The sequence below is a fragment of the Arthrobacter sp. MAHUQ-56 genome (genome assembly GCF_019710585.1).
GTDB lineage: Bacteria > Actinomycetota > Actinomycetes > Actinomycetales > Micrococcaceae > Arthrobacter.
Genome location: NZ_JAIFZQ010000017.1, coordinates 91,021 through 115,667 on the forward strand (window position 1 = coordinate 91,021; position 24,647 = coordinate 115,667).

Consider the following 24,647-nt stretch of genomic DNA (forward strand, 5'->3'; position numbering starts at 1 on the left):
GCTACTGGTGCCCGGGGACCGAGGGGCGCGTTGTCTGGCCCGGGGCCGTGTCCCTGCCACCCTGGGCGGTCCCGCTCGAGCCGGGTGCGGTCCCGCTCATGCCGGGTTCCGCGGGCACGGCAGTGGCAACGGGAGCGGCAACAGGGGCGGCAGGAACAGGAGGCGCGGCGGCGGCGCTGTCCACCGGCGGTGCGGCCGGAACAGCCACCGCAACAGCCGCCGGCGACTCGATGACTGCCGGCACGGCGGGCCCGGACAGTCGGTCCGCAGGATGAGGGTCGGCCTCGGGTGAAACCGGCGGAGCTGTCGGAAGATCGTGGGCAGGCGCCGCGGCAGGTACTGGCAGGAAAGGTGCGGAGACGCCGGACCCGCCGATGAATGCGGCCAGCACCAGGACGACGTAGCCTGCCACAAGCCCGAGAACCCCCAGGCCGATCAGCTGGACCCGCCTGAGGCGCCTGCCTGAGGCATCTACAAACACGGGTCCGCGCGTCGGAACGGGGCGCGGCTGGTCGGAAGTCTTCTCAGGGGCTTTCATCGAGCATCAACCTTAGGGGGCCCAAAACGGCTAGCACAAAACCGGGCGTGATGCCCTTGACAGGCGTGCCGGCCGCGATTCCTCCAGCCGCCGCCCTCCTGGCCGCGCTTTGCGCTGACTCTTGACCACGTTCAGTGCCGAGCGTATACCGGGAACTGTCATCACGCTGGCGCCCGCTGGGCCTTGAATGGAGCCGGCTGCCCTCTGGTCTCGGAGATGAATCTGGAGTTGTGATGGGTACCGACCGCTTCAACGTGCTTCGTGAACAGGTCCGTGGACTGGTCATCGAAGAGGATGACGCCGAATACGACGCCGCGCGCGCCGTGTACAACGGCATGGTCGACCGCCATCCGGCGGCTGTCCTGCGGGTCTCCCAAGTGGCGGACGTCATGGCTGCGGTCCGCTTCGCGCGGGGCCTTGGCATTGACGTTGCAGTGCGCGGCGGCGGCCACAGCGCACCGGGCTTTGGAACGGTCGACGGCGGCCTGGTCCTTGACTTCTCGGCCCGGCGCGGCGTTCGGGTAGACCCGGTGGCCAGGACTGCCCGGGTGGAGTCCGGCGCCACGTGGGCAGACTTCAACCATGCGACCCACGCCTTCGGGCTGGCGAGCACCGGCGGCATCATCGGTTCCACGGGCGTCAGCGGCCTGACGCTGGGCGGCGGTATCGGGTACTTGGCGCGCAAGTACGGCCTCTCCTGCGACAATCTGGCTGCCGCCGACGTCGTCCTTGCCGACGGAACGTTCGTCACAGCCAGTGAGGCCGAGAACGTTGACCTGTTCTGGGCGCTTCGCGGCGGAAGCGGCAACTTCGGCGTGGTCACGTCGATGGAATTCCGCCTGCACCCGGTGGACATGGTCCACGTTGGCATCATGTTCTTTGATGCCGCCGCCGGCGCCGAAGTCGGAGCCGCCTACCGAGAGTGGATCGCTTCCGAGCCCGAAGAAATGGGCGCCTTCCTGGGATTCCACCAGGGCCCGCCCGTTCCATTCCTGCCCGAAGAGTGGCACGGACGGCCCGTCGCAGTCATCGCCGGCATGTGGACCGGCGACCTCGATGCCGGTCCTGCGCATTGGCAGCCAATGCTCGACGCCGGGCAGGTCCTGGGCAGCTTCTTCGCACCCATGCCGTACCCCGCCCTCAACATCATGTTCGATGGCCTCAGCGGTGTCCCAGGACTTCAGGGGTACTGGAAGGCAGACTTCCTGCAGACGCTCAGCGACGAGGCGCTGCGCACCGCCGTCGAATATTCATCCGGCATCCCGACCGTCCACTCGGCCAACCACTTCTACCCGATCGACGGGGCGGTGCAGCGGGTAGCCCCGGAGGCGACAGCCTTCGCTCACCGCACGGTGAATTTTGCGCCGGTCATCGCGGCGCAGTGGCCCGAACCGTCCGAGAACGCGCGAAACATCGCCTGGGTCCGGGATTACTGGGCTGCCCTCCACGAATTCTCCGAACCGGGCGGCTACCTCAACTTCCAGGATGCCGACGACCAGTCCCGGATCGAGGACACGCTCGGGTCCAACTACGCGCGGCTGGCCGAACTCAAGGCCAAATACGACCCTGACAACTTCTTCCACATCAACCAGAACATCAAGCCCGCCGTCGCCCAGGCTGTGGCACCTGCCGTCCCGGAACAGCCGCCAGTTGTGCTGCAAGCCAAAGCAGGACCGGAACAGTCGGTTCCAGCGGAAGCCGCACCGCCCGATACCGCTGAAGGGGCTGCCACTTCATAGGCGGCTGTGGCGCCCCCGCTGGGAAAGAGTTTCCTGATGCCCCCGCGCGGGGGCCTGCAGTAGAGTCGGCGGCAACGGTCAGACGGCGAAAGTTCCGTGCGGATAGAGAGGCGACGATGGACCTCACCCACTCCCCTGAATATCCGCTTGATCCGTTTCCCTACTACGAGCGGATGCGTGCGGCGGCCCCCGTCTTCCAGGACGACCAGTCGGGGAGCTGGCATGTGTTCAGGTACGACGATGTCCAGCGGGTTCTGTCCGAGCACGCAACGTTCTCATCGAGGATGGGGGGCGACAATCCCTCCGGTTCCGGACAACTGTTCGCATCGAGCCTCATCACCGCAGATCCCCCAAGGCACCGGCAGCTGCGTTCCCTCGTGACGCAGGCATTCACGCCAAAGGCCGTTGACGCGCTGGCTCCCCGGATCGCCGGACTCACCGACGAGCTGCTGGAGGGCATCGCCACCCGGGGCAGCGCAGACCTGATCAAGGAGCTGGCCTACCCGTTGCCGGTCATAGTGATCTCCGAGCTCATGGGCATCCCCGTGGAGGACCGCGAGCGCTTCAAGCGATGGTCGGACGCGATTGTCGGCCAAACGCGGGCTGTTCCTGCCAGCGGGATGCAGGACGCCACTACAGCAGAGATGGTGGAGTATTTCCTGGCCCTGATCGGGCAGCGCAGGAGCCGGCCGGGTAATGACCTGATCAGCAGCCTGCTTTTCGCCGAGATAGACGGCCAAAAACTGACGGTGCCCGAACTGCTCGGTTTCTGCAGTTTGCTGCTTGTCGCCGGCAATGAGACCACCACCAACCTGATCGGCAATGCCGTGCTGTGCCTGCAGGAGTCGCCGGGCACCACCGAACGCCTCCTGCAGGAGCCCGCTTTGATCCCCCAGGCCCTCGAAGAGGTATTGCGCTTCCGGTCGCCGGTCCAGTCCATGTACCGGGTCACCGCCACGGAGACAACCCTTGGCGGCAAGCTGATGCCTGCCGGCGCACCCGTCGTGGCCTGGATCGGCTCAGCCAACCGGGACGAGCAGCAGTTCGAGCATCCGGCCCGGTTCGACGTCGACCGGAACCCGAACCGGCATGTCGCATTCGGCCACGGCATCCATTTCTGCCTCGGCGCACCGCTGGCCCGCCTCGAAGCAAGGATTGTGCTGGAGGCTTTGCTGTCCAGGTTGCCCGGACTTGCCGTGACTCCCGGCGCCCGCCTTGAGCGCATGGAAAGCACTATCGTCTACGGGCTGAAGGCACTCCCCGTCAGCTGGGAGCCGGCCCCCTGACGTCGTCGGCTCCTACGCCTGCCCTGCGTAGGCAATGGCTTGGTCCCGCACCTGGCGGATATAGGCGTCGGACTGGTTATAGGAGTAGATGGCGTCCGTCCAGCCCTGTGGGGTGGTGAGGTCGCGGCCATGTCCGCACAGGTAGGTGGCAGCGCTGAGGGCGGCGTCGTCGATGTTGAACGGGTCTGCTGTCCCATCCCCGTTCCCGTCCCGTCCAACAAGGCGCCAGGTGGAGGGAATGAACTGCATGGGCCCGACGGCGTGGTCCCACGTGCCGTCGCCGTCCAGCGTCCCGCCGTCGGTGTCCGCGATGGCAGCAAATCCATGGCCGTTGAGGCTGGGACCCACAATGGGGCCGCTCGCCTGCCCTGCGGTGTCGAGCGTGCCGCCCCCGTAGGACCCGTGTGCGGATTCGACGAAGCCGACGGCCGCTACGGTATTCCAGCCGACTCCGCACGTGGGCGTGGCTTCATTCGCCGAGGCGGCCGCAGCAACGTAGGCCCGCAGGGTCCGGGCAGGTATCCGTGTCCGGGCAGCTGCCTGCGCCAGCCACTGCCCGTCCGGGGTCCTGGTGACGTTCACCGCGGTGGCAATGCCGCCAGCCCCCGGTTCGGCCTTGAATCCCGCACGCGGCGGCGGAGCCACGGCGGCACGGACATCGGCACGGGGTTGCCCCATGACCCAAAACGCGAAGGCTGCGCTGGCACACCCTACGAACAGGCTAAAGACCAAAAAGCGCTTTACCCGGAGCACTGGCCAACCCCACCAGCCGAAGCCCACCCGGAAAGCGTCACCGTGTGGGGTCGATCATCGTCATGCCCGCGACGTTTGCGGTGTCGAACCGGGCCAGCATGTCCGCGGCTTCGTCCAGTCCGATAACCCGTTCAATGAGCTTCTGCGGTTCCAAGGCCCCTGACTCAATCAGGGCGAGCATTCCGGGGTAGTCTGCCGCCGCCATGCCGTGGCTGCCGAAGACGTCCAGTTCCCAGGCGATCACGCGGGCCATGGGCACGCGGGGGTGCCCATCAACAGGCGGGAGCAGTCCAATCTGGACGTGCCGGCCGCGGCGGCGGAGGCTGAGCAGCGCGTCGGCGCACGTCTGCTCACTGCCCACGGCGTCAATGGACACGTGGCTGCCTCCCGTGATGGAGTGCACCTGCGCCGGGATGTCTGAGCCGTCTGCAGCCAGGACGTGGTCGGCGCCCAGCGAAGACGCCGCGGCAAGGGCCTCCCGGTTGCGGTCGACGGCGACCACCTTTCCGCCGAGTGCCTTGGCGATCATGACGGTGCTGAGGCCCACGCCGCCCACCCCAACGACAGTGACCCACTCGTCACTGGCCAGGCGTGCGCGGCCCGTGAGGGCACGGTACGCGGTGGCAAAACGGCACCCCAGGCTTGCCGCAGCTTCGAAGCTGACGCCTTCGGGGATGGCCACCAGGTTTGTGTCGGCAGCGTGGATCGCGACCTGCCCCGCGAAGGAGCCCCAGTGGGTGAATCCGGGTTGTTGCTGATCCGGGCAGACCTGCGCGTTGCCCGCCCGGCACCAGCCGCACGCCCCGCAGCCTTCGACGAAGGGCGCCGTGACCCTGTCACCGACTGACCACTTGGTGACTCCCGGACCTACGGCCGCGATTCTCCCGGCGAACTCGTGGCCCGGGACATGCGGCAGAGCGATGTCCTCGTGCCCGGCCCAGGCGTGCCAATCGCTGCGGCACAACCCGGTGGCAACGACCGTGACCACCACACCGCCTGCCGGCACCTCCGGTGCAGCTACCTCCTGGACCACCAGGGGTCCAGCTATCCGATCCATGACAATTGCCCGCATGATCCTCCACCTTAGGCAAAAACCCGTAGGTTTCAGGGGATCACCACGCACTCCACGGCAGCAGCGGCCGTCAGCGCACCACGTTGCGGTGGCCGGCGTCCAGGCGCTGGGTCCACCCGCGTGAATCGAGGTGTTCCAGGAGCGGAACCGCGATCCGGCGTGTTGTGTCGAGCGCCTGGCGCGCCTGGCTGGTGGTGAACGGCTGGTCAAGGCGGGCGAGGGTGCGCATCGCAAGGGCCGGAGCAGTAGGCAGCAGGACCACCCCGTCGCGCAGCCGCAGTATGCGACCCGCCCGTTCTCCGGCAGCAAGTTCCCGGGCGCCCAGCCCCAGTGCCGACAAGTCATCGGCTTCCGGTGCCTGGAACGGGCGGGCGCCAAGCCGGCGTTCCAACTCCGCGATGGCCGGCTCGATGGGACCAAGGTTGCCCTGGCTGCCGGGGAACCGGATGTGGCCGCCGTCCTGTTCCAGGGCCGCCCCAAGGATGACGTGGGAAAGCAACCTTTCATCGGGCAACCTGAGCAGGTCCCGGGCGGCCCCCATTGACAGGCCAGGGGCCAGGGGATCCCGCTCCTGCAGCGCCTCGGCCGCAGCGCGCAGCCGATGCTGCCATGCCTCAAGGACAGGGGCATGCACCCACCAGTCACCGAAAACCCGGACGCCCGGGGGCGCGTCCGTGTCATGCCCGGACAGCAGCCCGAGCCGGCGAAGATGGCCTGCCTGCACCGCCCCGCGGGCTGCAACTTCCGCCAGCACGTCTCCCGCCGGGTCCATGCCGGCAAGCCGCTCCGCCCAGTGGGCACCGTCTCCGCGCCGTCGCAGTGCCGGCGGGTCGGCGTCGAGGATGCGCGCGCCACCGAGCACCGAGCGGCTTCCGGGATCTCTCAGCACCAGCCGGTCCCCGAGAACCAGCGGCAGGTGCCTGTCCAGGACGAGCCGGGCGTGGTCGGCACCGAAAGGACGCAGCCGGGCTGGAACGGAAGCCGTGCCAACGTGCACCATGAGTTGGCCGGGCACCTCCGTATAGGCCACCCCGGTGGTCCGCTGGATGCCGACGACGTCGGTGGTGGGCCATGCATCGGGAGTAACCAGCGCATCCCCGCGCCGGATGTCCGTGGCTGAAACGTCCCGCAGGTTCAACGCCACCCGGCTAACCGGCTCCACCGAGTCGTATGCAGTGTCGCGGCTTTGCAGGCCCCGGACCACGACGGGCCTGGAACCGGAGTGGCCGAGCAGCTCCAGCCGGTCACCCTGGGCAAGCGTGCCTGCTGCCAGTGTTCCGGTGACCACGGTTCCGGAACCGGTGATCGTGAACGAGCGGTCCACCCACAACCGGACCCTCCCGGTGGCGGTGGGTGCAGGCACCTGGGCCAAAACGTCGTCGAGCGTTGCACGCAAGTCAGCCAGGCCCGTTCCGTCGATGGCCGACACAGCTACTGCGGGTGCATCCTTCAGGCCGGTCCCGCCCAGCTCCGTTCGGGTCCGTGACAGCACATCGGCGACCCGCTGCGCGGAGGCCCGGTCCGCCCGGCTAAGCACCACCACGCCGTGCTCGATTCCCAGCGCGGCCACGGCATCCCTGTGATCGCCTGACTGTGCCTGCCAGCCCTCATCGGCGGCTACGACGAAGCAGACCACGGGAGCGGGACCGATCCCGGCAAGCATATTGCCGAGGAAGCGTTCGTGGCCCGGCACATCCACGAAGGCAACGTCCTGGCCTGATGGCAAGGTGGTCCAGGCATAGCCGAGGTCAATGGTCAGCCCGCGGCGCCGCTCTTCCTCCCAGCGGTCCGGCTCCATGCCGGTGAGGGCGCGGACCAGGGTGCTTTTACCGGAATCGACGTGTCCGGCCGTGGCAACGACGTGCACGGTTCAGCCTGCCCTGCCTGCATTCGCGGCCTGCAGGCTTGCCAGCGCCTGCCGGACCGCGTCCAGTATGCGGTGATCGTCAGGCTCGGGCACGCAGCGGAGGTCCACCAGGCAGGAGCCGTCGTGGACCCGCGGCAGCACGGCGGGGTCGCCGGCGCGCAGCTGGCGGGCCAGTCCCTCGGGCAGCAGGAGCGCCCATCCCGGCAGGGGAACACCGGGGGCACCGCCGCCGCCAACGCGCCCGTCATGGGCCACAACAGGTGCCCCGAGGGCTTGGGCGAGCCTTTCGGTGCGACGCCGTAACTGCCCCTCGTCGGCGTGCAGCGATTGGACCACCGGCGGCGGTCCACCCGCGACAGTCGCTTCCAGGGCGGCGAGGGCGAGTTTGTCCGCGCGGACGGCACGGGCGAGGGGGTGGCGGGCCAGGCGGGTGATGATCTCCTTGCGGCCGAGCAGCAGACCAGCCTGGGGGCCACCCAGGAGCTTGTCACCGCTGGCGATCACGACGTCGGCCCCGCTCGCCAGGGCGGAGGCAACATCGGGTTCATCCGGCAGGTGGGGGTCGTGGGCCAGCAGCCCGCTGCCCAGGTCGGCCACGAGCGGGACACCTTGGTCCGCCGTCAGCCGGCTGAGTTCGTGCAGTGGAACGGCGGACGTGAATCCGTCCACGCGGAAGTTGCTGGGGTGGACCTTGAGCACGCAGCCCGTGTCCGGCCCGAGGGCCCCCGCATAGTCATGCAGGTGCGTGCGGTTGGTGGTGCCCACCTCGTGCAGCTTCGCCCCCGTTGACTCCATCAGGTCGGTCAACCTGAAGCCCGCACCGATTTCGACAAGTTCACCGCGGCTCACCACCACCTCCCGGCCGGCGGCGAGGGCTGTTGTGGCCAGTACCAACGCCGCTGCTCCGTTGTTGACCACCAGGGCGTCCTCTGCGGCGGGGCAGGCGGCGAGCAGTGCAGCCCGGGCGCCGGCGCCCCGGCGCGAGCGGCTGCCGTCCGCCAGGTCCAGCTCCACGTCAACGTAGCCGCTGGCGGCGACAAGGGCCTCTACCGCGGCTGGGGAAAGGGGTGCCCGGCCAAGGTTGGTGTGGACGATCACGCCGGTTGCGTTGAGCACCGGGCGCAGGCTTGTTGCCGAACGTGACGCAACGGCCGCCAGCAGGGCCGGTTCCACCTGGCCGGGCGGGAGCTCACCGCGCCGGGCCTGGTCCTGGACGTTCCTGACAAGTTCACGGATCACGCGCTCGTTCAGCCGTGTCCGGGCATCCCTGACGGCCGGGAGTGCCAGCAGGTCATTCGTGCGGGGAATCAGGCGCCGGGGATCGACCTGGTCCACAGCCCTCCTCTTTTCGCGGCATTCACGCCGGTGGTTGGCGGTGGCGGACGGGAATCGAACCCGCCAGGCCGAGATGCTCAGCCTCACCGGTTTTGAAGACCGGGGGGCCCACCAGGACCCGGACGCCACCGCGCCTCAATATAGCAGGGTTGCCTTGAGGGGTAGGCTGGGCGGGTGAATGAGGCACAGACGTCAGTCCAGCAACTCGATGATGGTGCCGCCGGCGCTTTCCGGCTCACCGACTATGCGCATGGCGGAGGCTGCGCCTGCAAGATTCCGCCGGGCGAGCTCGAAGATGCGGTCCGCGGCCTGATCGGGCAGCCGGGCGCGGAGGTGCTGGTTGGACTCGACAGTGGCGACGACGCCGCAGCGGTCCTGGTGCGCGACGACCTTGCGGTCCTTACCACCGCCGACTTCTTCACTCCGGTCGTCAATGATGCCTTCGACTGGGGCCGGATTGCGGCCGCCAACGCCCTCTCGGACATCTACGCGATGGGCGGCCGGCCGGTCACGGCGATCAACCTGGTCGGCTGGCCGCGCGGTGTCCTGCCGATGGAATTGATGACTGAAGTCCTCCGCGGCGGCCTGAACGTGGCGGCCCAGGCGGGGTGTCCGGTGCTCGGCGGGCACTCCATTGACGACCCGGAGCCGAAGTACGGCATGGCGGTCACCGGGGTGGCCCATCCGGACCGCCTGCTCCGCAACGACGCCGCCCGGCCCGGGCTGCCCATCACGCTCACCAAGCCACTCGGCGTCGGACTTCTCAACAACCGGCACAAGCAGACCGGCGAGGTGTTCGCCGAAGCCGTGGAGAGCATGGCGGCCCTCAACCGGGACGCGGCCGACGCCGCGGTGGCCGCCGGCGTCCAGGCAGCAACGGACGTCACGGGCTTCGGCCTGCTGGGACACCTTCACAAGATGGTCCGCGCGTCGGAAGTGGGCGCCGTGATCGATCGGAAGGCAGTACCGCTGATCGGTGGAGCCCGGGAGGCGCTCCGCGACGGCTTCGTCTCCGGGGGGACCCGGCGCAACCTCGACTGGGTGCGGCCGCACGTGCGCCCCGGTGCCGGCGTCACGGAAGACGACCTGCTGCTCCTGGCTGATGCCCAGACCTCCGGCGGCCTGCTGGTGGTCGGCGAGTTGCCTGGCTATCCCGTGATCGGCCACACCACCGCAGGGCAGGGCATCGAGATCCGCTGATCCCTGCCCGCCGAACGGGTAGCCCGCTCAGCTGCCGGTGGTGATCGCGTCGCCGGTGACACCGGCGGCCCGGCGGGCCGCGAGCCGGTTCTTTTGCGGCTCGATGGTGTAGCGCGGATCTCTTGCAGAGGCGAGGCCCGCCTCAAAGACACCGAAGCGGGTCAGTGCCGAAGCAGCCAGCAAAGCCACTCCTGACGCCGCGGCCACCACGCGGTTGCGGCCGCCCAGCAGTGTCCCCAAACCGCCGGCCACCGCCAACCGCTCGCTCCATTTCAGCATGGCGCCTGCCTTGCCCTGGTGCAGGGGCTCAGCCACGACGGGGTCCATCCGGTGCTCCATCACCTTCATGGCAGCCATGTCACCCACGACGCCGAGTACGGCGAGTTTCCGGGCGGGACCCGTCTCATGGACTGGCGTGGTGACCATGGCCAGCCCGGCAGAGGCGAGGCAGGCCGAACTGACGAAAACGAAAGGCAGCTCCTCGTGGGCAGCGTTCCACGTCGGCGTGGCAGTATCGCCCAGCAGGACCGCCGTGTACGCCGCCAGCGGGCCTGCGAATAACGCGGCCTCAACGCCGGCCGGTCCCTCGACAGCCTGCAGCACCTTCCGCAACGGACCCAGCGGAAGCCTGCTCCCACTCATCCGGTCGATCTCCGCCACCGCCGCGACGCCCGTGCCGGCGCTGAACGCGCTGAGGATCCACGATCCCACACTCATCGGCGAGGTCACCTTGAAGGTCCGCAGCATATGCAGGAAACGCTCCGGCCGGCCCAGGTCCTTCACCAAGGCAACGGCACCGGCGCTGACGGCGGTCAAGGCGCCCAACCGGGCATTGCGGCGCAGCATGGGCCGTCCGGTCAGCTGGCCGCCCAGGCCAAGGAGTGCGGAACCGGCTGCTACGCCACCCAGGAAAAGGTAGATGGCGACGTCGTCGCCCCATGGAGCCGGCTTGACCACGGGACGGCCGTAGTAGGAGGCGAACTCCGGCTCCGGCACCATGGGCATCTCACGCGAGCCGTCACCGTTGTCCCGGCGGCGGCCTGTGCCACGCTGGCCGCCCTGCCGGCGCCGGCGGGCAGGCTCCGATGGCCGGAAGCTGTCGAACTCCGAAAGGGTCACGCCCGTCCTCCCAGGAAAGCAAGTGCAGCTGCGGCGGCCATGCCCGCTACCGCCATGCCTGCCCGCCGGTACATCTTCGGCAGGTCCGCTGTGGGCACCCGTGGGTCCGGCGGGAGCCCGTACACCTCGGGCTCGTCAAGCAGCAGGAAGACCGATCCGGTTCCGCCGACGCCGTCGTTTTCGTTCGCGCCGTAAAGCCGCGCTTCCGTCATGCCCTGCGCGTGCAGGTCGGCGACCCGTTCCCTGGCGGTCTCCACCATGTCGTCGTGGTCGCCGAACTTGATGGACGTCGTCGGGCATGCCTTGGCGCAGGCGGGGGTCTGGTCGTCGAGCAGCCGGTCGTAGCACAGCGTGCACTTCTGGGCGATGCCCACGTTGGGGACGGCGGGATGCTTGGCGTGCTCGTCCCTGCTGGTGGCCACCTTGACCGTGCCATTGCTGCGGCGCTCGATCACGCCGAAGGGGCACCCGGCCACGCAGGTCCCGCAGCCGTTGCAGACGTCATCCTGCACCACCACGGTGCCGAACTCGGTGCGGAACAGCGCCCCGGTGGGGCACACATCGAGGCAGCCGGCGTGCGTGCAATGCTTGCAGACATCGGAGGACATCAGCCACCGGAAGTCCGCCGTATCCGGCGGGGTGGTATCTGCTCCTGCCAGGTCTGTCACGGCAGGCGCCGCCGGGGCCGGAGGACCAATGCGCGGCATGCCGAGGCTGACGAGGGCACGGCCTGATTCCCGCGCCTCGGCAATGCGTTCCTGGCCCTGCTCGATGAACGCGACATGACGCCAGGTGCTGGCGCCCAACTCTCCGGTGTTGTCGTACGAGGACCCGAGCAGCTCCAAGTTTCCGTCCTGCGGGTTGTGGTTCCACTCCTTGCAGGCAACTTCACACGCCTTGCAGCCGATACAGATCGAGGTGTCGGTGAAGAACCCCTTGCGCGGATGGATGTGTTCCCAGTGGGCATCGGCGGTGGGGTCGGTCGGTCCGGACAGCTGGCCCATCTAGTCCTCCAACGTCGGGTCGGTGCCCGGGGCGCCGCCGGCAGTCATCGGCAGTCCGGGCGGGGCAATGTGTGCCTGGGTTATGGCAGTAGCGGTCAAGTGCATCAGTTCGGCCCGCCGTCGGTGGAGCCGTCCCCGCGCGGGCCGGCTTCGATCCCTTCCGCCGCAGGATCGGTGACGGCGCGGTTACCGGTCTCGACGGTCAGGCCGGCACGGTCCTGGTACTCAGCGACCAAGGCCTGCAGTTCCTTGCCCCGCGGCCGGCGCCCTGGGCGGATGTCGCAGGACGCCACCTTGGATTCCTGGATCTGGACGTTGGGATCGAGCGTCACACCGAGCAGGTCGTTGGCCGCATCGCCACTGACGACGGCGCTGTTGCCGACGCCCCAGTGGTAGGGCAGGCCGATCTGGTGCACGGTGTGGCCGCCGACCTTGAGCGGAGCCATCCGGTCGGTGACAAGGACCTTGGCCTCAATGGCGGAGCGCGGCGAAATGATGGTGGCCCACCCGTAAGGCTCAAGGCCGCGTTCAGCGGCCAGTTCGGGCGAGACCTCGCAGAACATCTCCGGCTGCAGTTCCGACAGATACGGGAGCCAGCGGCTCATCCCGCCGGCGGTGTGGTGCTCCGTGAGGCGGTACGTGGTGAAGACGAAGGGGTAGACCTCTGCGCCCGGGGTCCCCGCGCTGGGCGCGCTCAGGTTGTCAGCGCGGGGAAACACCAGCCGGGCAGGGTTCTGCTGCTGGGGGTACAGCGCGTTGGCCACCGGGGATTCCTGCGCTTCGTAGTGGGTGGGGAGGGGGCCGTCCATGACGCCCCTCGGTGCGAACAGCCAGCCCTTCCCATCCGCCTGCATGATGAAGGGGTCATCCCCAGTGAGCGCTGCGGGACCGCCGACAGATGGGTCGGGTTGGCTGCCCGGCGCACGGTCCTCCGGGAAGTCGGGAACGTCGTCGCCGACCCACTTGCCCTGTTCCTGGTCCCACCAAATGTATTTCTTCCGCTCGCTCCATGGCTTGCCGGCGGGGTCGGCGGAGGCGCGGTTGTAGAGGATCCGGCGGTTGGCCGGCCATGCCCAGCCCCATTCGGAAGCGGCCGGCCCTTGCTCCTGACCCGGTTTGCGGTTGGCGGCGTGGTTGATGCCGCCGGCGTACACGCCGGTGTAGATCCAGCAGCCGGCGGCGGTGGAGCCGTCAGCGCGCATTTCGGTGTAGGCCGAGAGCGGCTTGCCGGCATCAGGGCCATCAAGATGGCGGCCGTTGATCTCGGCAAGCACTGCCTCGGCATCCGGATCACCGTGTTCATCCACGGGATAGTCCCAGGTCAGGTCCAGCAGCGGGCGGTCGCGTTCGTCCTGCGAGCCGGCCAGCTTCGCCCGGATCCGCTTCCCCAGTTCATGGAAGAACTGCAGTTCGCTTTGGCATTCGCCCGGGGGCGCCACGGCCTGGTGCCGCCACTGCAGCAGCCGCTGGGTCTGCGTGAAGGAACCGGCCTTCTCCACGTGGGTGGCCGCGGGCATGAAGAACACTTCGGTCTCGATGTCCTCCGTGCGCAGCTCCCCCGAGTCGATCTCCGGGCCATCCTTCCACCAGGTGGCGGACTCGATGAGGTTCAGGTCCCGCACCACCAGCCACTTCAGGTGGGACATGCCCATCCGCTGCATCCGGCCGTGGGCCGAACCCACCGCGGGGTTCTGGCCCAGCAGGAAGTACCCCTCCACCTCGTCCCTAAGCATGGCCATCACGGTCTCGTAGGTCCCGTGGGCTCCCGTCAGCCTGGGCAGGTAATCGTAGGCCCAGTCGTTGTTCGCCGTCGCCGCGTCGCCCCACCAGGCTTTTAGCAGGCTGATGGTGTAGGCGTCGGCATTGGCCCAGAACCCCTTCTGCTTTTTGGACCCGATAATGTCCAGGTAATCCTTGAGCGTGTCGTGGCGGCCTGCGCTGGGCACCGGCAGGTACCCGGGCAGCAGGTTGAACAGGGTGGGGATGTCGGTGGAGCCCTGGATGCTGGCGTGGCCGCGCAGGGCCATGATGCCACCGCCGGGGCGCCCGACGTTGCCGAGCAACAGCTGAAGGATGGCCGCAGCCCGGATGAACTGCGTTCCGAGGGAGTGCTGGGTCCAGCCCACCGCGTACGCAAAGCACGTGGTCCGGTCGCGGCCGGAGTTTTCCGTGATGGTCCGGGCCAGATACTCGAAGTCAGCAATACTGATGCCGCACATGTCCTGCACCATCTCCGCCGTGTACCTGGCGTAGTGCCGCTTCACGATCTGGAAGACGGTCCGCGGATCCTGCAGCGTCTCGTCCCGCTGGACATGCGGGTGTTCCAGTGCCGGTCCGCCGCTGCCCAGGGTATCGCCGGCAGCGCGCTCCGAGGCCTCCGCGCCGTGTTCGGATCCCGGGCCCGGTTCTTCGATCTTGCCGTCGTCCTTTTCGGCATAGGCCCACGACGACGTGTCATAGGCACCCTTCTCCGGATCAAAGCCGGAGAACAACCCGCCAAGGTCCTCTGCATCGCGGTAGTCGTCATGGACCAGCGTGGCAGCATTCGTGTACGCCGTGACGTACTCCTCGAACCAGAGGTCGTTGGCGATGACGTAGTTGATGAGGGCGCCAAGGAGGACAACGTCGGAGCCGGCCCGGATGGGGATGTGCTTGTCCGACACCGCAGAGGTCCGGGTGAACCGGGGATCGACGTGAATGACCTTCGCGCCGCGGGCCTTGGCCTCAGCGACCCACTGGTACCCCACGGGATGGCACTCGGCCATGTTGGAACCCTGGATGACGATGCAGTCGGCGTTGGCCATGTCCTGCAGTGATTGCGTTGCACCACCGCGTCCAAACGAGGCTCCCAAACTGGGAACCGTGGCGGAGTGTCATATACGGGCCTGGTTCTCGGTCTGCACCGCCCCCGCAGCCGTGAAGAGCTTCTTGATGAGGTAGTTTTCCTCGTTGTCCAGGGTTGCTCCGCCCAGCGAGGCGATGCCCATGGTGCGGCGGAGCAGCCGGCCCTGGTCGTCTTCCTGCTGCCACGTCCTGCGGCGGGACTCGATGAACCGGTCCGCGACCATGTCGATGGCCGTGTCCAGGTCCAGGTGCTCCCATTCGGTGGAGCGGGGAGCACGGTAGAGGACTTTGGTTTGCCGGCCCGGTGAGTTGACCAGCTGCTCACTGGCGGAACCCTTGGGGCAGAGCCGGCCGCGGGAAATGGGTGAGTCCGGATCGCCTTCGATCTGGATGACCTTCTCGTCCTTGACGTAGACCCGCTGGCCGCATCCAACTGCGCAGTATGGGCACACGCTCTGCACCACCCTGTCGGCAGTGGCCGTCCGGGGGGTTATGGCCTTGGTCCGGGCCGAGGTGACCGCCGGGCCACGGCCCAGCAGGTCGCCCGTGCTTAGCTGACGGACAACCGGCCATTGAAGAAAACTTCGCGGTGCCATTTCTGGAGCATATCCCAGACCTCGCCGGGAGCAACAGGACAGGGTTGGCGTGTCTTTCCCGGGTATCCCTCTGGGCTTCGCTCGCCCCTAGGCACCGAAAAGCCCCGGACCGCAGACGGTCCGGGGCTTGCCCGAAGTCCTTACTGCTCGATTCTGACGCTGAGATCCAAGTGGATGTCGTCCGTTGCCAAGCGGTCTTCGAGGTACCGTGCGAGGCTCACGTCGCTGGCGGTGTGCGGCCCCTTGGGGACCGCGCCCCGGAACTCGGCCTGGGTGCTGGTTGACTTCAACATATCCAGGGGCGTCCACCGGAGGTGGCCGTCGGTCAGCCGCTCGATGTCGGTGCGGAAGGTGCGGCGGTGGCCGTCGCGGACGGAAGCGCGCATGGTGAATGGAATGAAAGCTACAGGCAAGAGGGTCCTTTCGAGTGAGGCAACCAGCGGTCGGCGCCTCATCAGGAACAAGGCACAGATGGGCGTTCCTATTCCTGCTTGGCCGCAAGTGAGCCAGAGATCACTGGTCGAAGCTCCTCAAAGCGGGCGCCGTCGTCGTGCTCACATCTGAGGCCGGGCCTGCGCATCACGCGGGCTCCGCCGCAGCTTCAGACGAGAGGCGACAGTCAGTTCGGAAGGATTGGCTGTCGAGGTGCCCGCGAGCCTCCATTTCCCTGCATTTCCGCAGTTTTAATCCCCTTCCGTTAATAGATTGACACCAAGGGTGGCACGAGTCACACTGTTGCATATGGTGATCGATGTTGCGTACAGCGCGTTCGGCGAGGTGCTCATCGGACGCGCTGGCGCAGGTCGATCCTCCCTGATCTCAGAACCACAACGTTTCGACGACGCCGGTTGCCGCCACCGACTCCGTGGTCCCTTACGTCTCGCCTACTACACAGCCCTCCGGGAGAAAAAATGACTGCTCCAGTGAACGTGCCCCTCAACTCACGCGGAAAACTCGCTTCGACTTTGCCTGCAGACCAGCAGGCAGAGATCGCCGCGCTGTTCGAGTTCCGGCGCACGGGCTACTCCCTTGACGCCCCCTTCTACACCGACCGGACGATCTTCAAGATCGACATGGAGGCCATCTTCGGCCAGCACTGGATCTTTGCCGGCAGCGTTGCCGAGCTGCCGGAGCCGGGCGACTACATCACGGTCGACTATGGCCCCTACTCCCTGATCGTGCTGCGCACCGACGAGGGCGATGTCAACGTCCTGCACAACGTCTGCCGCCACCGCGGCGCGCGCGTCCTGACCGAAGCAGCCGGTTCCACCGGAAACCTCGTCTGCGGCTACCACTCCTGGACCTACTCCCCCGAGGGCAACCTGATCCACGCCTCCGCTCCCGGCGAAGCCAAGTTCGACAAGAACTGCTTCGCCCTCAAGCGCGCCCACAGCCGCGAGGTTGCCGGACTCATCTTCGTCTGCATCGCTGACGAACCGCCCACAGACTTCGACGAGACCTCGAAGATCTTCGAGCCCTACCTGGCCCCGCACGACCTCTCCAAGACGAAGATTGCCTACCAGCAGAACATCATCGAAGAGGGCAACTGGAAGCTCGTCATGGAGAACAACCGTGAGTGCTACCACTGCGACGGACACCCGGAACTCGCCTGCTCGCTCTTCCCCACGTGGGGCCTGACCGAGGGCCTGATCCCTCCGCACCTTGAGGAAGTATGGGACCGCAACAAGGAAGCCCAGTCCTCCCTTGAAGAGCGTTGCCGCCGCTACGGCCTGCCCTACGAGGTGGTCGAGGAGCTTGACACCCGCATCGCCGGAATCCGCATCTCACGCGAATCCCTGGACGGCGAAGGCGAGTCGTTCTCGGCCGACGGGCGCCGGCTGTCCAAGAAGCTGCTCGGCGACCTGCCGGACTTCCGCCTGGGCCGCTGCTCCATGCACCTGCAGCCCAACAGCTGGTTCCACTTCCTTGGCGACCACGTCATCACGTTCGGCGTCTTCCCGATCAATGAGCACCAGTCGCTGGTCCGCACCACCTGGCTGGTGGCTGACGACGCCGAGGAAGGCGTGGACTACGACCTGGAGAAGCTGACCTACACCTGGAAGCAGACCAACCTCCAGGACAAGGCGTTCGTGGAGCTGTGCCAGCAGGGCGCTGCCAGCCCCGCCTACGAGCCAGGCCCGTACATGAAGAGCGAATACCAGGTGGAGGCCTTCATCAACTGGTACGTGCAGCGGGTGCAGGAGCACTTGGCATGACTGAACTCCTCATTGAAACGGTGATCGAGGAACCACAGCGCATCCGCGGTCTTGAAATGCCATGGAACAGGGTGATGGGCAGCACCGAGGCACCCGCGCGCGCTGCCCGTGCACTGGGCCCTTGGCACCCGCAGGAGTTCATGGCCGAATGCGTGGAAACCATTCCCGAGGCCGGCGGCATCATGACCTTCGTGTTCCGCCGCTGCGACGGTGCGCCCTTGGCGTTCCGTGCGGGCCAGTACGTCAACGTCGCCTTTCCCGTGAACGGCGACGACCAGGATCCGGTGGATCGCAGCTACTCGCTGTCCAGTTCGCCCACGCAGCCGTGGACGTTCAGCATCAGCGTCAAGCGCGATGCTACGGGCCTGGTCTCACCCTGGGTGCATGAGAACGTCAAACCCGGCACTGTGCTCGAGATGCTGGGACCGGTGGGGGCGTTCCACCTGCCCGATGCCGACCGGCGGGCGCGTTACCTCCTGCTGGCCGCCGGCGCAGGTATCACGCCCATCATGTCCATGGTGCGGACCATCCACTCCCTGCCCGGACACGCAGACGTTGTGGTGCTCTACCACGGAGCCGAGGCTGGAGGCTTTGCCTTCCACCGGGAGCTGGCCTACATCGCTTCCGTGGACTCGCGGGTCAAGGTCTTCTACTCCCTGGGCGACCGCAGCAAGCCCGATGGGTGGGAAGGGCTCAGCGGAAGGCTGACGGCAGCCATGCTCGACCAGGTTGCTCCCGATGCCAATGGCCGCCAGGTCTATGCCTGCGGACCCGAAGGTTACCTGAACAGTGCCACGGAGCTCCTGAAGAAGGTCGGCGTCGATGACACGTCCATCTACATGGAATTCTTCTCGGGGGACCGCAAGACGCTCCTTGAATACCAGGCAGAGATCGCGCTCGCGTCGGACATTGCTGAGGAGATCGCGGAGGAAATCGCCGATTCCGCCGAGGACTACTTCGAAAGCCAGCCCAGCGCGTTCGGGCTCTACGAACCGGGTTACGACGCCGAGGGAACCTTGCCGGCCACGGGGCTTCCGCTGGAAACGGTGGAGCCGGAGGCGCCGTCCTCCGGAGGCACCCCGGATGCGGCTCCGGAGGCCGCTTCCCCCGACGCCTCGAGCTTCGACACCGTGGGAACGGGCAGCCTCACCATGTCCTTCATGCGCACCGGCATCAATGTACGGATCGACCCGACCGAACACATCCTCGGGGCGGCCCAGCGTGCGGGCGTCCGGATTGGCGCGAACTGCCAGGAAGGCATGTGCGGCTCCTGCAAGGTCGTCAAGCTTTCCGGGGAGGTCGACATGAACCACCAGGGCGGTATCCGGAAACGTGAGATCGATGCAGGCAAGTTCCTGCCCTGCTGCTCTACAGCGCAGACTGACTTGGTGATCGATGCCTAGTCGCTGCAGCTGCCCCTGATCCATTTGCTTCACGACAACTGATAACAACTGCCTTTCAGAAGGTCTGATGCGGCCAGCATCAGACCTTCTGCGGGCATTCGACATTCGATCGCCAACCCTAGGAGCCAATCCATGTCAGGTAACAAAGCCGTTGCGTACAAGGCCCCGGGGATCGTTGAAATCATCGATACCCCTTACCCCTCCTTTGAACTGAAGGCCGGCCCTGGCGTCAATCCGGTCAACGTTGGGCGCAAGGTCCCGCACGGGGTCATCCTGCGCACCGTCAGCACCAACATCTGCGGGTCGGACCAGCACATGGTCCGTGGCCGCACGACCGCCCCGGCCGGTCTCGTCCTGGGTCACGAGATCACCGGCGAAGTCATCGAGACGGGGCCCGACGTCGAGTTCATCAAGGTGGGTGACATCGTCTCGGTCCCCTTTAACATCTCGTGCGGACGCTGCCGGAACTGCAAGGAGGGCAAGACCGGGATCTGCCTGAACGTGAACCCGGACCGGCCCGGGTCCGCCTACGGTTACGTCGACATGGGTGGATGGGTCGGCGGCCAGGCCGAGTACGTCCTGGTCCCCTACGCGGACTGGAACCTGCTGCGGTTCCCCGACCGGGACCAGGCCCTGGAGAAGATCATGGATCTGACCATGCTCTCGGACATCCTCCCGACCGGTTTCCACGGCGCAGTCACAGCAGGTGTCGGCGTCGGATCCACCGTCTATGTTGCAGGGGCAGGCCCCGTGGGGCTTGCCGCGGCGGCCAGCGCCCAACTGTTGGGGGCCGCGGTGGTCATCGTGGGTGACCTCAATGAGGACCGCCTGGCGCAGGCCCGGTCCTTCGGCTGCGAAACCGTTAACGTAGCCAACGGCGACCCGGCCGACCAGATCGAACAGATTCTCGGCGTCCGGGAAGTCGATGCCGGTATCGACGCGGTCGGGTTCGAGGCCCGCGGACACGGTCACGGCGCCCAGGAGGCGCCCGCCACCGTACTCAATTCGCTGATGGACCTCACCGCCGCCGGCGGCTCCGTGGGCATTCCCGGCCTTTACGTCACCGGGGACCCGGGTGCCGCGGACGAGGCCGCCCGGAAGGGCAGCCTGTCCCTGTCCCTGGGAACCGGCTGGGCGAAGTCCCTGTCCTTCACAACCGGGCAGTGCCCCGTGATGAAGTACAACCGGCAACTCATGATGGCGATCCTGCATGACAGGATCCAGATCGCCAAGGCTGTCAACGCCACCGCCATATCGCTCCAGGACGCGCCGCGTGGGTACGCGGAATTCGACGCCGGCGCCGCCACGAAGTACGTTCTGGACCCGAACGGCTACCTGAGCAACTAGGCCATTGGCCGGTCCTTCCACAAGGGCCAAAGCGGTCGTTGCACCACCCGCAGCGTACGGATGGTGCAACGACCGCGTCGGCTAAGAAGGCGGATTGCCCGGTGGCAGCGGCCGGGAGATGCTTCGCCCGCATCACCCGGAACAAGGTCGTGGCAGGATTCGACCAGCCCAGGATCACCGACAGGCGGAGTTCATCAGCGCGCCACTTCCGGTTAATTACCGACTAGTAACTTGAGGACTCCTGTTGAGACCCCAACCTTAGAGGCCCACATTGAGCTCCAAAAGCAACCGATGCGCCCCCGTGACCGCGGGCCGGCACCGTGCGGTCATCGCCGCGCTGGCAGTGTCCCTTCCCGTCGCCTTCCTTGCCCCGGCCGGCGCCTCCACCGCGGCACCCATGGCTCCGGCACAGGACCAGCCGACTGCCACACCGCCACAGCCGGCCCATCTGGATCTTGGTGCGGCAGATCAGCCCGAGACCCGCACAGTCACCACCCTCGCCCCGGGCCTGACCAGGACGGCCATCACCCGCGGCACTCCCAACCAGGACTTCTTCTGGACCGCCGAGGTGGCCGTCCCGTCCACCTCCCCGGACCCCGACGCTCCCGCCACGGCGCTGTCCACCCAGGCACAGGCGCAGCAGGTTGCCGACAAGCTCATCGCGGCCGGAGTTGCTGCCCGCGTCGAGCACGTCCAGTCACCCCAGCTGGCCGACGCCGGCGGAGACCTCGGATACCGCGTACGGGCGGGACAGTTCACCGCGAAGGCCGACGGCGCGGCGACCGTCGACCAGATCAAGGCCGCCGGCTACAAATCCTCCGTCATCTACACCGGCTGGGACGGCGACGCGGGCACCAGCGAAGATGACCGCGGCCCGTGGAACCTGCAGGTACTGACCATCGACCCGAAGGAATTCCGCGGCAACCTCACCTCGTCCTTCGGCGCGAACCTCGAAGACCGCGAAACCACCAGCTCACTCGCCGCCGCTGCCGGTGCATTGGCTGCAACGAACGGGGGCTACTTCGTCATGGACCCCGCCGCCGGTGCCCCCGGTGATCCCGCGGGCGCTGCAGTACACGATGGAAAGGTCCTCAGCGAGCCCGTCGGTGACCGGCCCTCCCTGGTCATCGACAAGAACGGCACCTCCATTCAGCGCCTGCACTGGCACGGCTCAGTCACCGGCCCGGGCCAGGCCGAAGACCTTTCCTTGGACGGGATCAACCGGGTGCCCGGGCTCATCCGCAACTGCGGCGGCACGGACGACACCCCGACCAACCTGCCGCTGCACGACTTCACCTGCACTGACGCCGATGAGATTATCGCCTTCACGCCCGAATACGGTCCCACCACCCCTGCCGGACCGGGACTCGAAGTGGTGCTTGATGGCAATGGCACCGTCACCGCGGTCAACCACACCCGCGGCACCGCGGTGCCGGCCGGCGGCCGGACCCTGCAGGCCATCGGAGCGGACGCCGACAAGCTCGCAACCCTGGCTGCCCCGGGTACCACGCTGAAAGTCGGCACGGACCTGCTTGACGAAAGCGGCAAGACCCTGAAGACCGGCCTCAGTACGGACGTGGTCAACGGCGGCCCAACCCTGGTCCACAACGGACAGCTGAACGTCACGGCCAAGCGCGACGGCATGGTCCGCACCAACGACAGCAACAGCTTCTTCTACGGCTGGGTTCACAAGCGGAACCCCCGCACCATCGCCGGCACCGACGCCCAGGGGCGCACCCTACTGGTCACCGCCGATGGCCGCCAGACATCCAGCCTTGGCTTGAGCATCAAGGAATCAGCCGACGTCGCCCGGTCCCTGGGCATGGTCAACGCCATCAACCTCGACGGCGGCGGATCCACCACCATGGTCCAGGACGGACACGTCGTAAACTCGCCCTCGGACGCCGCTGGCGAGCGTCCTGTCGGCGACGCCCTCCTCGTACTCCCGGGACGCAAAAACTAGCACCCTTTGTCCAATTCCCGGCTCCTGGCGATTGTCAGAAGCCGGGAATTTCCATCTCCCGGCAGGGGCTGCTGACAGATACTCCCGTCCTCGACGCTGCGAGGGCATTGAAAGGTGCGCCCAGCGAACGGAGCGCAGGTATTTCACGCACGGGAGCAGCCAGTGCGGATTCGGTTCCCATGGTGCGGAGTGGCGTAATGCCCTCCAAGCCCGGCCAGCCTAGACTCTGGCCATGCACCCCTTGGTGGCGATCGGACTGGTGTTCCTCACTGTGCTGGCCTGGACCGGCACAGTACTGACCTTGCTGGTGACCGTGGCCAAGCGCCGGCGCGACGGCACGACGGCGGCCAGCCCCGCCGGCAAGTCCGCGGAGGACTTGCCGGCCGGGATCCCAGGATGGGGCGCTGACCTCAACCCGGCCGAGCGGTCCTTCCTACCCCCGGGAGCACCCCAGGGGTAGGACGAGTGCGCACTGGCACTTTTCGGAGCGCCGCGGATGCTTCTAAAGCCCTGCACAGCCTGACAACTGACCTGCCAGGACGTAGAACGGTGTCACACGCCCTTGGCTGGCTGCCCCTTGCGGGGTGTGGCACGGGTGGAGCTGTTGCGTACAACAAGTGTCGGTGGGATCGGCGTACGGTCCACCTCCCGCCCCTCCATTGCGCCGATCAGCACTTCCATGCTCATAAGTGCCAATGCGGTGAAGTCCTGGCGGACGGTGGTCAGCGGCGGCAGGAAGTAGTCCGAGCCTTCGATATCGTCGAAGCCAACGACACTCACGTCGTCCGGGACGCGGACACCATTCTCCGTGAAGGCCCGAATGAGGCCGAGGGCGGTGTGGTCGCTGGCGGCGAAGATCGCCTGGGGAACGCTGCCCTCGCGCACGAGCTGGAGGCCGGTTTCGTAGGCCCAGCGGGGGCTCCAGTCGCCTTCGAGGCAGAGCCCTGGTGGAAGCCCTGCAGCACGGAGCGCGGCCTCCCAGCCGCGTTTGCGGACACGTCCATCGAACCAGTCCATTGAACCGGCGATATGGGCGATGTCTGTGTGGCCGAGGTCGATGAGGTGTTGGGTGGCGAGCCTGGCTCCAAGCTCCTGGTTTTCCGAGTATGTGAAGACGTTCGGAGTCGACGACGCTCCTGCGGCAATCATCTCCACAGGCACGCGGCAGGACGCATTCCAAACAGCTGCCGCCATATCGACCACAGGTGCGATAACGATAATTCCCCCTACGCCGATGTCGTCGAGAGTGTCGAGGGCAGCCTGCACGGAGTCATCGTAGGGCCTTTCGGCACTGATGACTGTTATCGCATAGCCCTTCTTCCGGGCAACGTTTTCAAGGGCCATCAGTGTCCCGACGGGGCCGAACCGTGGCGACCCATCAGTGACTATCCCGATCGAGGTCGACCGGTTGGTCACCAGCGCGGTCGCGGCGCGATTCCGGCGGTACCCGATGTCCTGGATGACCTGCAGGACCCGCTCGCGAGTGGAGGCGCTGACATCAGGGGCGTTATTGAGCACGCGGGAGACCGTGCCAAAGGAAACTCCTGCCACCCGCGCCACGTCGTTAATCGTCGGTTTCCGGCGGGGCGATCTTTCCGGAATCCCGCCGGCTGCCTTTGAGGTGATGATTTTGCCCGTCATGCTCTCTCCTGTCCTGCCAGTCCCAGGCCGAGCCGACAGCGTTTTCGTACCGCTCGATCTTACGCCGTGGAACCCATTCGAAGATCATTACGCTGTTGCCCGAGTGTGACCATTGACACCAAGCGCCGTGAACGTTTACGCTCTTCCGTAAACGTTCACGGTACCAATCGTAAACGATTACGGAACGACTTCAAGGAAGAGGTGCTGGGCAGTGGGCGTCGAAAACCCCAAGGCACTCATGCCGGGCATTGAGCTTCAAGTTGAGGACCCTGACCAGTGGACCCATCTGGAAGTACTTCTGACGAATGCAGACCGTGGTGACCTCACGGCAGCCGCCCGTAAATTCGTGCCCCCCGCAACCTGGGCCGTTGTCGGCGTCTTCAATGGCGGCCTCCTGTGGACCAGCCTGGTCCTGTCCGTCGATCACGAGGGTGGCCTCACCCCAGTATCCATGCTTGAGCATTCACTTGCTGAGACGCGAGGCAGTCTGACCGAGGCTGCTCGGGACGCCGTGGCATGGGTTCAAACGCGCTTCGGGCATTGCTCCTTGGGTTTCTTTGTCCAGAAGACGCATGCAGAAACCATCCTCGGCGCCTCCGACAAGGCTGCTGCTATCCGGGCTGCTTCCGCCGCCGGTGGGCTCATCCTGTCACCGGTCCCCCCTGCCTTGGCGCTGGCCCTGGCATGACCCCCTCCCCAACCATTCATCACTATAAGCACTGGA

At 66.8% G+C, this 24,647-nt stretch carries 19 protein-coding genes and 1 tRNA gene; 9 read left to right on the plus strand and 11 right to left on the minus strand.

Features of this window, described 5'->3' with window-relative positions; all coding sequences use genetic code 11:
- Window position 1: 1 nt before the first annotated feature.
- Entirely contained in the window at window positions 2–538 is a 537-nt protein-coding gene (locus K4G53_RS10710) for a hypothetical protein (RefSeq protein ID WP_221385697.1), read from the minus strand.
- A gap of 233 nt (window positions 539–771) precedes the next feature.
- On the opposite strand from K4G53_RS10710, the gene K4G53_RS10715 reads away from it, so the two are divergent.
- Complete coding sequence (locus K4G53_RS10715) at window positions 772–2,277, plus strand: FAD-binding oxidoreductase (protein WP_221385698.1); 1,506 nt, start codon at window positions 772–774, stop codon at window positions 2,275–2,277.
- Between the two features lie 116 nt (window positions 2,278–2,393).
- Complete coding sequence (locus K4G53_RS10720; RefSeq protein WP_221385699.1) at window positions 2,394–3,563, plus strand: cytochrome P450; 1,170 nt, start codon at window positions 2,394–2,396, stop codon at window positions 3,561–3,563.
- Window positions 3,564–3,575: 12 nt separating this feature from the next.
- On the opposite strand, the gene K4G53_RS10725 is transcribed toward K4G53_RS10720, so the two are convergent.
- The 5 genes from K4G53_RS10725 to K4G53_RS10745 all read right to left on the minus strand — a co-directional run bounded on the left by K4G53_RS10725 (window position 3,576) and on the right by K4G53_RS10745 (window position 8,720).
- Window positions 3,576–4,316 (minus strand): lytic transglycosylase domain-containing protein, encoded by a 741-nt coding sequence (locus tag K4G53_RS10725; protein ID WP_221385700.1) that lies wholly within the window; start codon window positions 4,314–4,316, stop codon window positions 3,576–3,578.
- 37 nt (window positions 4,317–4,353) lie between these two features.
- Entirely contained in the window at window positions 4,354–5,388 is a 1,035-nt protein-coding gene (locus tag K4G53_RS10730) for a zinc-binding dehydrogenase (RefSeq protein ID WP_221385701.1), read from the minus strand.
- A 70-nt stretch (window positions 5,389–5,458) separates the two neighbouring features.
- The gene (gene selB, locus K4G53_RS10735; protein ID WP_221385702.1) at window positions 5,459–7,255 is read right to left on the minus strand and encodes a selenocysteine-specific translation elongation factor; all 1,797 of its coding nucleotides are present in this window, start codon (window positions 7,253–7,255) and stop codon (window positions 5,459–5,461) included.
- Window positions 7,256–7,258: 3 nt separating this feature from the next.
- The gene (gene selA / locus K4G53_RS10740) at window positions 7,259–8,590 is read right to left on the minus strand and encodes an L-seryl-tRNA(Sec) selenium transferase (RefSeq protein ID WP_221385703.1); all 1,332 of its coding nucleotides are present in this window, start codon (window positions 8,588–8,590) and stop codon (window positions 7,259–7,261) included.
- Window positions 8,591–8,625: 35 nt separating this feature from the next.
- Window positions 8,626–8,720 (minus strand) — tRNA-Sec (locus tag K4G53_RS10745).
- 44 nt (window positions 8,721–8,764) lie between these two features.
- Between K4G53_RS10745 and selD the strand changes: the two genes are divergently transcribed.
- Window positions 8,765–9,790, plus strand: a complete 1,026-nt coding sequence (gene selD, locus K4G53_RS10750; protein ID WP_221385704.1) for a selenide, water dikinase SelD — start codon at window positions 8,765–8,767, stop codon at window positions 9,788–9,790.
- A 27-nt stretch (window positions 9,791–9,817) separates the two neighbouring features.
- Here selD and nrfD read toward each other — a convergent pair whose 3' ends face one another.
- The 4 genes from nrfD to K4G53_RS10775 form a co-directional block, all read right to left on the minus strand.
- Window positions 9,818–10,909 carry an NrfD/PsrC family molybdoenzyme membrane anchor subunit gene (gene nrfD, locus K4G53_RS10755; RefSeq protein WP_221385705.1) on the minus strand — a complete coding sequence of 364 codons (1,092 nt, stop codon included), beginning with the start codon at window positions 10,907–10,909 and terminating at the stop codon, window positions 9,818–9,820.
- A complete protein-coding gene (locus tag K4G53_RS10760) occupies window positions 10,906–11,913 on the minus strand; it encodes a 4Fe-4S dicluster domain-containing protein (protein WP_221385706.1) in 1,008 nt (335 codons plus the stop codon). The genes nrfD and K4G53_RS10760 overlap by 4 nt, the downstream gene beginning before the upstream one ends.
- 104 nt (window positions 11,914–12,017) lie before the next feature.
- Window positions 12,018–15,353 carry a formate dehydrogenase gene (gene fdh / locus K4G53_RS10765; protein ID WP_260323511.1) on the minus strand — a complete coding sequence of 1,112 codons (3,336 nt, stop codon included), beginning with the start codon at window positions 15,351–15,353 and terminating at the stop codon, window positions 12,018–12,020.
- 140 nt (window positions 15,354–15,493) lie between these two features.
- Window positions 15,494–15,739, minus strand: a complete 246-nt coding sequence (locus K4G53_RS10775) for a hypothetical protein (RefSeq protein WP_221385709.1) — start codon at window positions 15,737–15,739, stop codon at window positions 15,494–15,496.
- Window positions 15,740–16,264: 525 nt separating this feature from the next.
- On the opposite strand from K4G53_RS10775, the gene K4G53_RS10780 reads away from it, so the two are divergent.
- The 5 genes from K4G53_RS10780 (at window position 16,265) to K4G53_RS10800 (ending at window position 22,742) form a co-directional block, all read left to right on the plus strand.
- The gene (locus K4G53_RS10780; RefSeq protein WP_221385710.1) at window positions 16,265–17,569 is read left to right on the plus strand and encodes an SRPBCC family protein; all 1,305 of its coding nucleotides are present in this window, start codon (window positions 16,265–16,267) and stop codon (window positions 17,567–17,569) included.
- The gene (locus tag K4G53_RS10785) at window positions 17,566–18,972 is read left to right on the plus strand and encodes a ferredoxin reductase (protein ID WP_221385711.1); all 1,407 of its coding nucleotides are present in this window, start codon (window positions 17,566–17,568) and stop codon (window positions 18,970–18,972) included. The genes K4G53_RS10780 and K4G53_RS10785 overlap by 4 nt, the downstream gene beginning before the upstream one ends.
- A 132-nt stretch (window positions 18,973–19,104) precedes the next feature.
- Window positions 19,105–20,319, plus strand: coding sequence for a formaldehyde dehydrogenase, glutathione-independent (gene fdhA, locus K4G53_RS10790; RefSeq protein WP_221385712.1), 1,215 nt, complete (start codon window positions 19,105–19,107; stop codon window positions 20,317–20,319).
- A 271-nt stretch (window positions 20,320–20,590) separates the two neighbouring features.
- Entirely contained in the window at window positions 20,591–22,282 is a 1,692-nt protein-coding gene (locus K4G53_RS10795; RefSeq protein ID WP_260323512.1) for a phosphodiester glycosidase family protein, read from the plus strand.
- 232 nt (window positions 22,283–22,514) lie between these two features.
- Window positions 22,515–22,742, plus strand: coding sequence for a hypothetical protein (locus K4G53_RS10800; RefSeq protein WP_221385713.1), 228 nt, complete (start codon window positions 22,515–22,517; stop codon window positions 22,740–22,742).
- 92 nt (window positions 22,743–22,834) lie between these two features.
- Here K4G53_RS10800 and K4G53_RS10805 read toward each other — a convergent pair whose 3' ends face one another.
- A complete protein-coding gene (locus K4G53_RS10805; protein ID WP_221385714.1) occupies window positions 22,835–23,923 on the minus strand; it encodes a LacI family DNA-binding transcriptional regulator in 1,089 nt (362 codons plus the stop codon).
- Between the two features lie 211 nt (window positions 23,924–24,134).
- On the opposite strand from K4G53_RS10805, the gene K4G53_RS10810 reads away from it, so the two are divergent.
- Window positions 24,135–24,611 carry a hypothetical protein gene (locus tag K4G53_RS10810; RefSeq protein ID WP_308287864.1) on the plus strand — a complete coding sequence of 159 codons (477 nt, stop codon included), beginning with the start codon at window positions 24,135–24,137 and terminating at the stop codon, window positions 24,609–24,611.
- Window positions 24,612–24,647: the final 36 nt, after the last annotated feature.

Coding starts and splice junctions, on each gene's coding strand:
- K4G53_RS10730 (WP_221385701.1), bottom strand. CDS start 5,388: ATGCGGGCAATTGTCATGGATCGGATAGCTGGACCCCTGGTGGTCCAG.
- K4G53_RS10780 (WP_221385710.1), top strand. CDS start 16,265: ATGACTGCTCCAGTGAACGTGCCCCTCAACTCACGCGGAAAACTCGCT.
- K4G53_RS10800 (WP_221385713.1), top strand. CDS start 22,515: ATGCACCCCTTGGTGGCGATCGGACTGGTGTTCCTCACTGTGCTGGCC.
- K4G53_RS10760 (WP_221385706.1), bottom strand. CDS start 11,913: ATGGGCCAGCTGTCCGGACCGACCGACCCCACCGCCGATGCCCACTGG.
- K4G53_RS10720 (WP_221385699.1), top strand. CDS start 2,394: ATGGACCTCACCCACTCCCCTGAATATCCGCTTGATCCGTTTCCCTAC.
- fdhA (WP_221385712.1), top strand. CDS start 19,105: ATGTCAGGTAACAAAGCCGTTGCGTACAAGGCCCCGGGGATCGTTGAA.
- K4G53_RS10710 (WP_221385697.1), bottom strand. CDS start 538: ATGAAAGCCCCTGAGAAGACTTCCGACCAGCCGCGCCCCGTTCCGACG.
- K4G53_RS10785 (WP_221385711.1), top strand. CDS start 17,566: ATGACTGAACTCCTCATTGAAACGGTGATCGAGGAACCACAGCGCATC.
- K4G53_RS10775 (WP_221385709.1), bottom strand. CDS start 15,739: ATGCGCGCTTCCGTCCGCGACGGCCACCGCCGCACCTTCCGCACCGAC.
- K4G53_RS10715 (WP_221385698.1), top strand. CDS start 772: ATGGGTACCGACCGCTTCAACGTGCTTCGTGAACAGGTCCGTGGACTG.
- K4G53_RS10805 (WP_221385714.1), bottom strand. CDS start 23,923: ATGACGGGCAAAATCATCACCTCAAAGGCAGCCGGCGGGATTCCGGAA.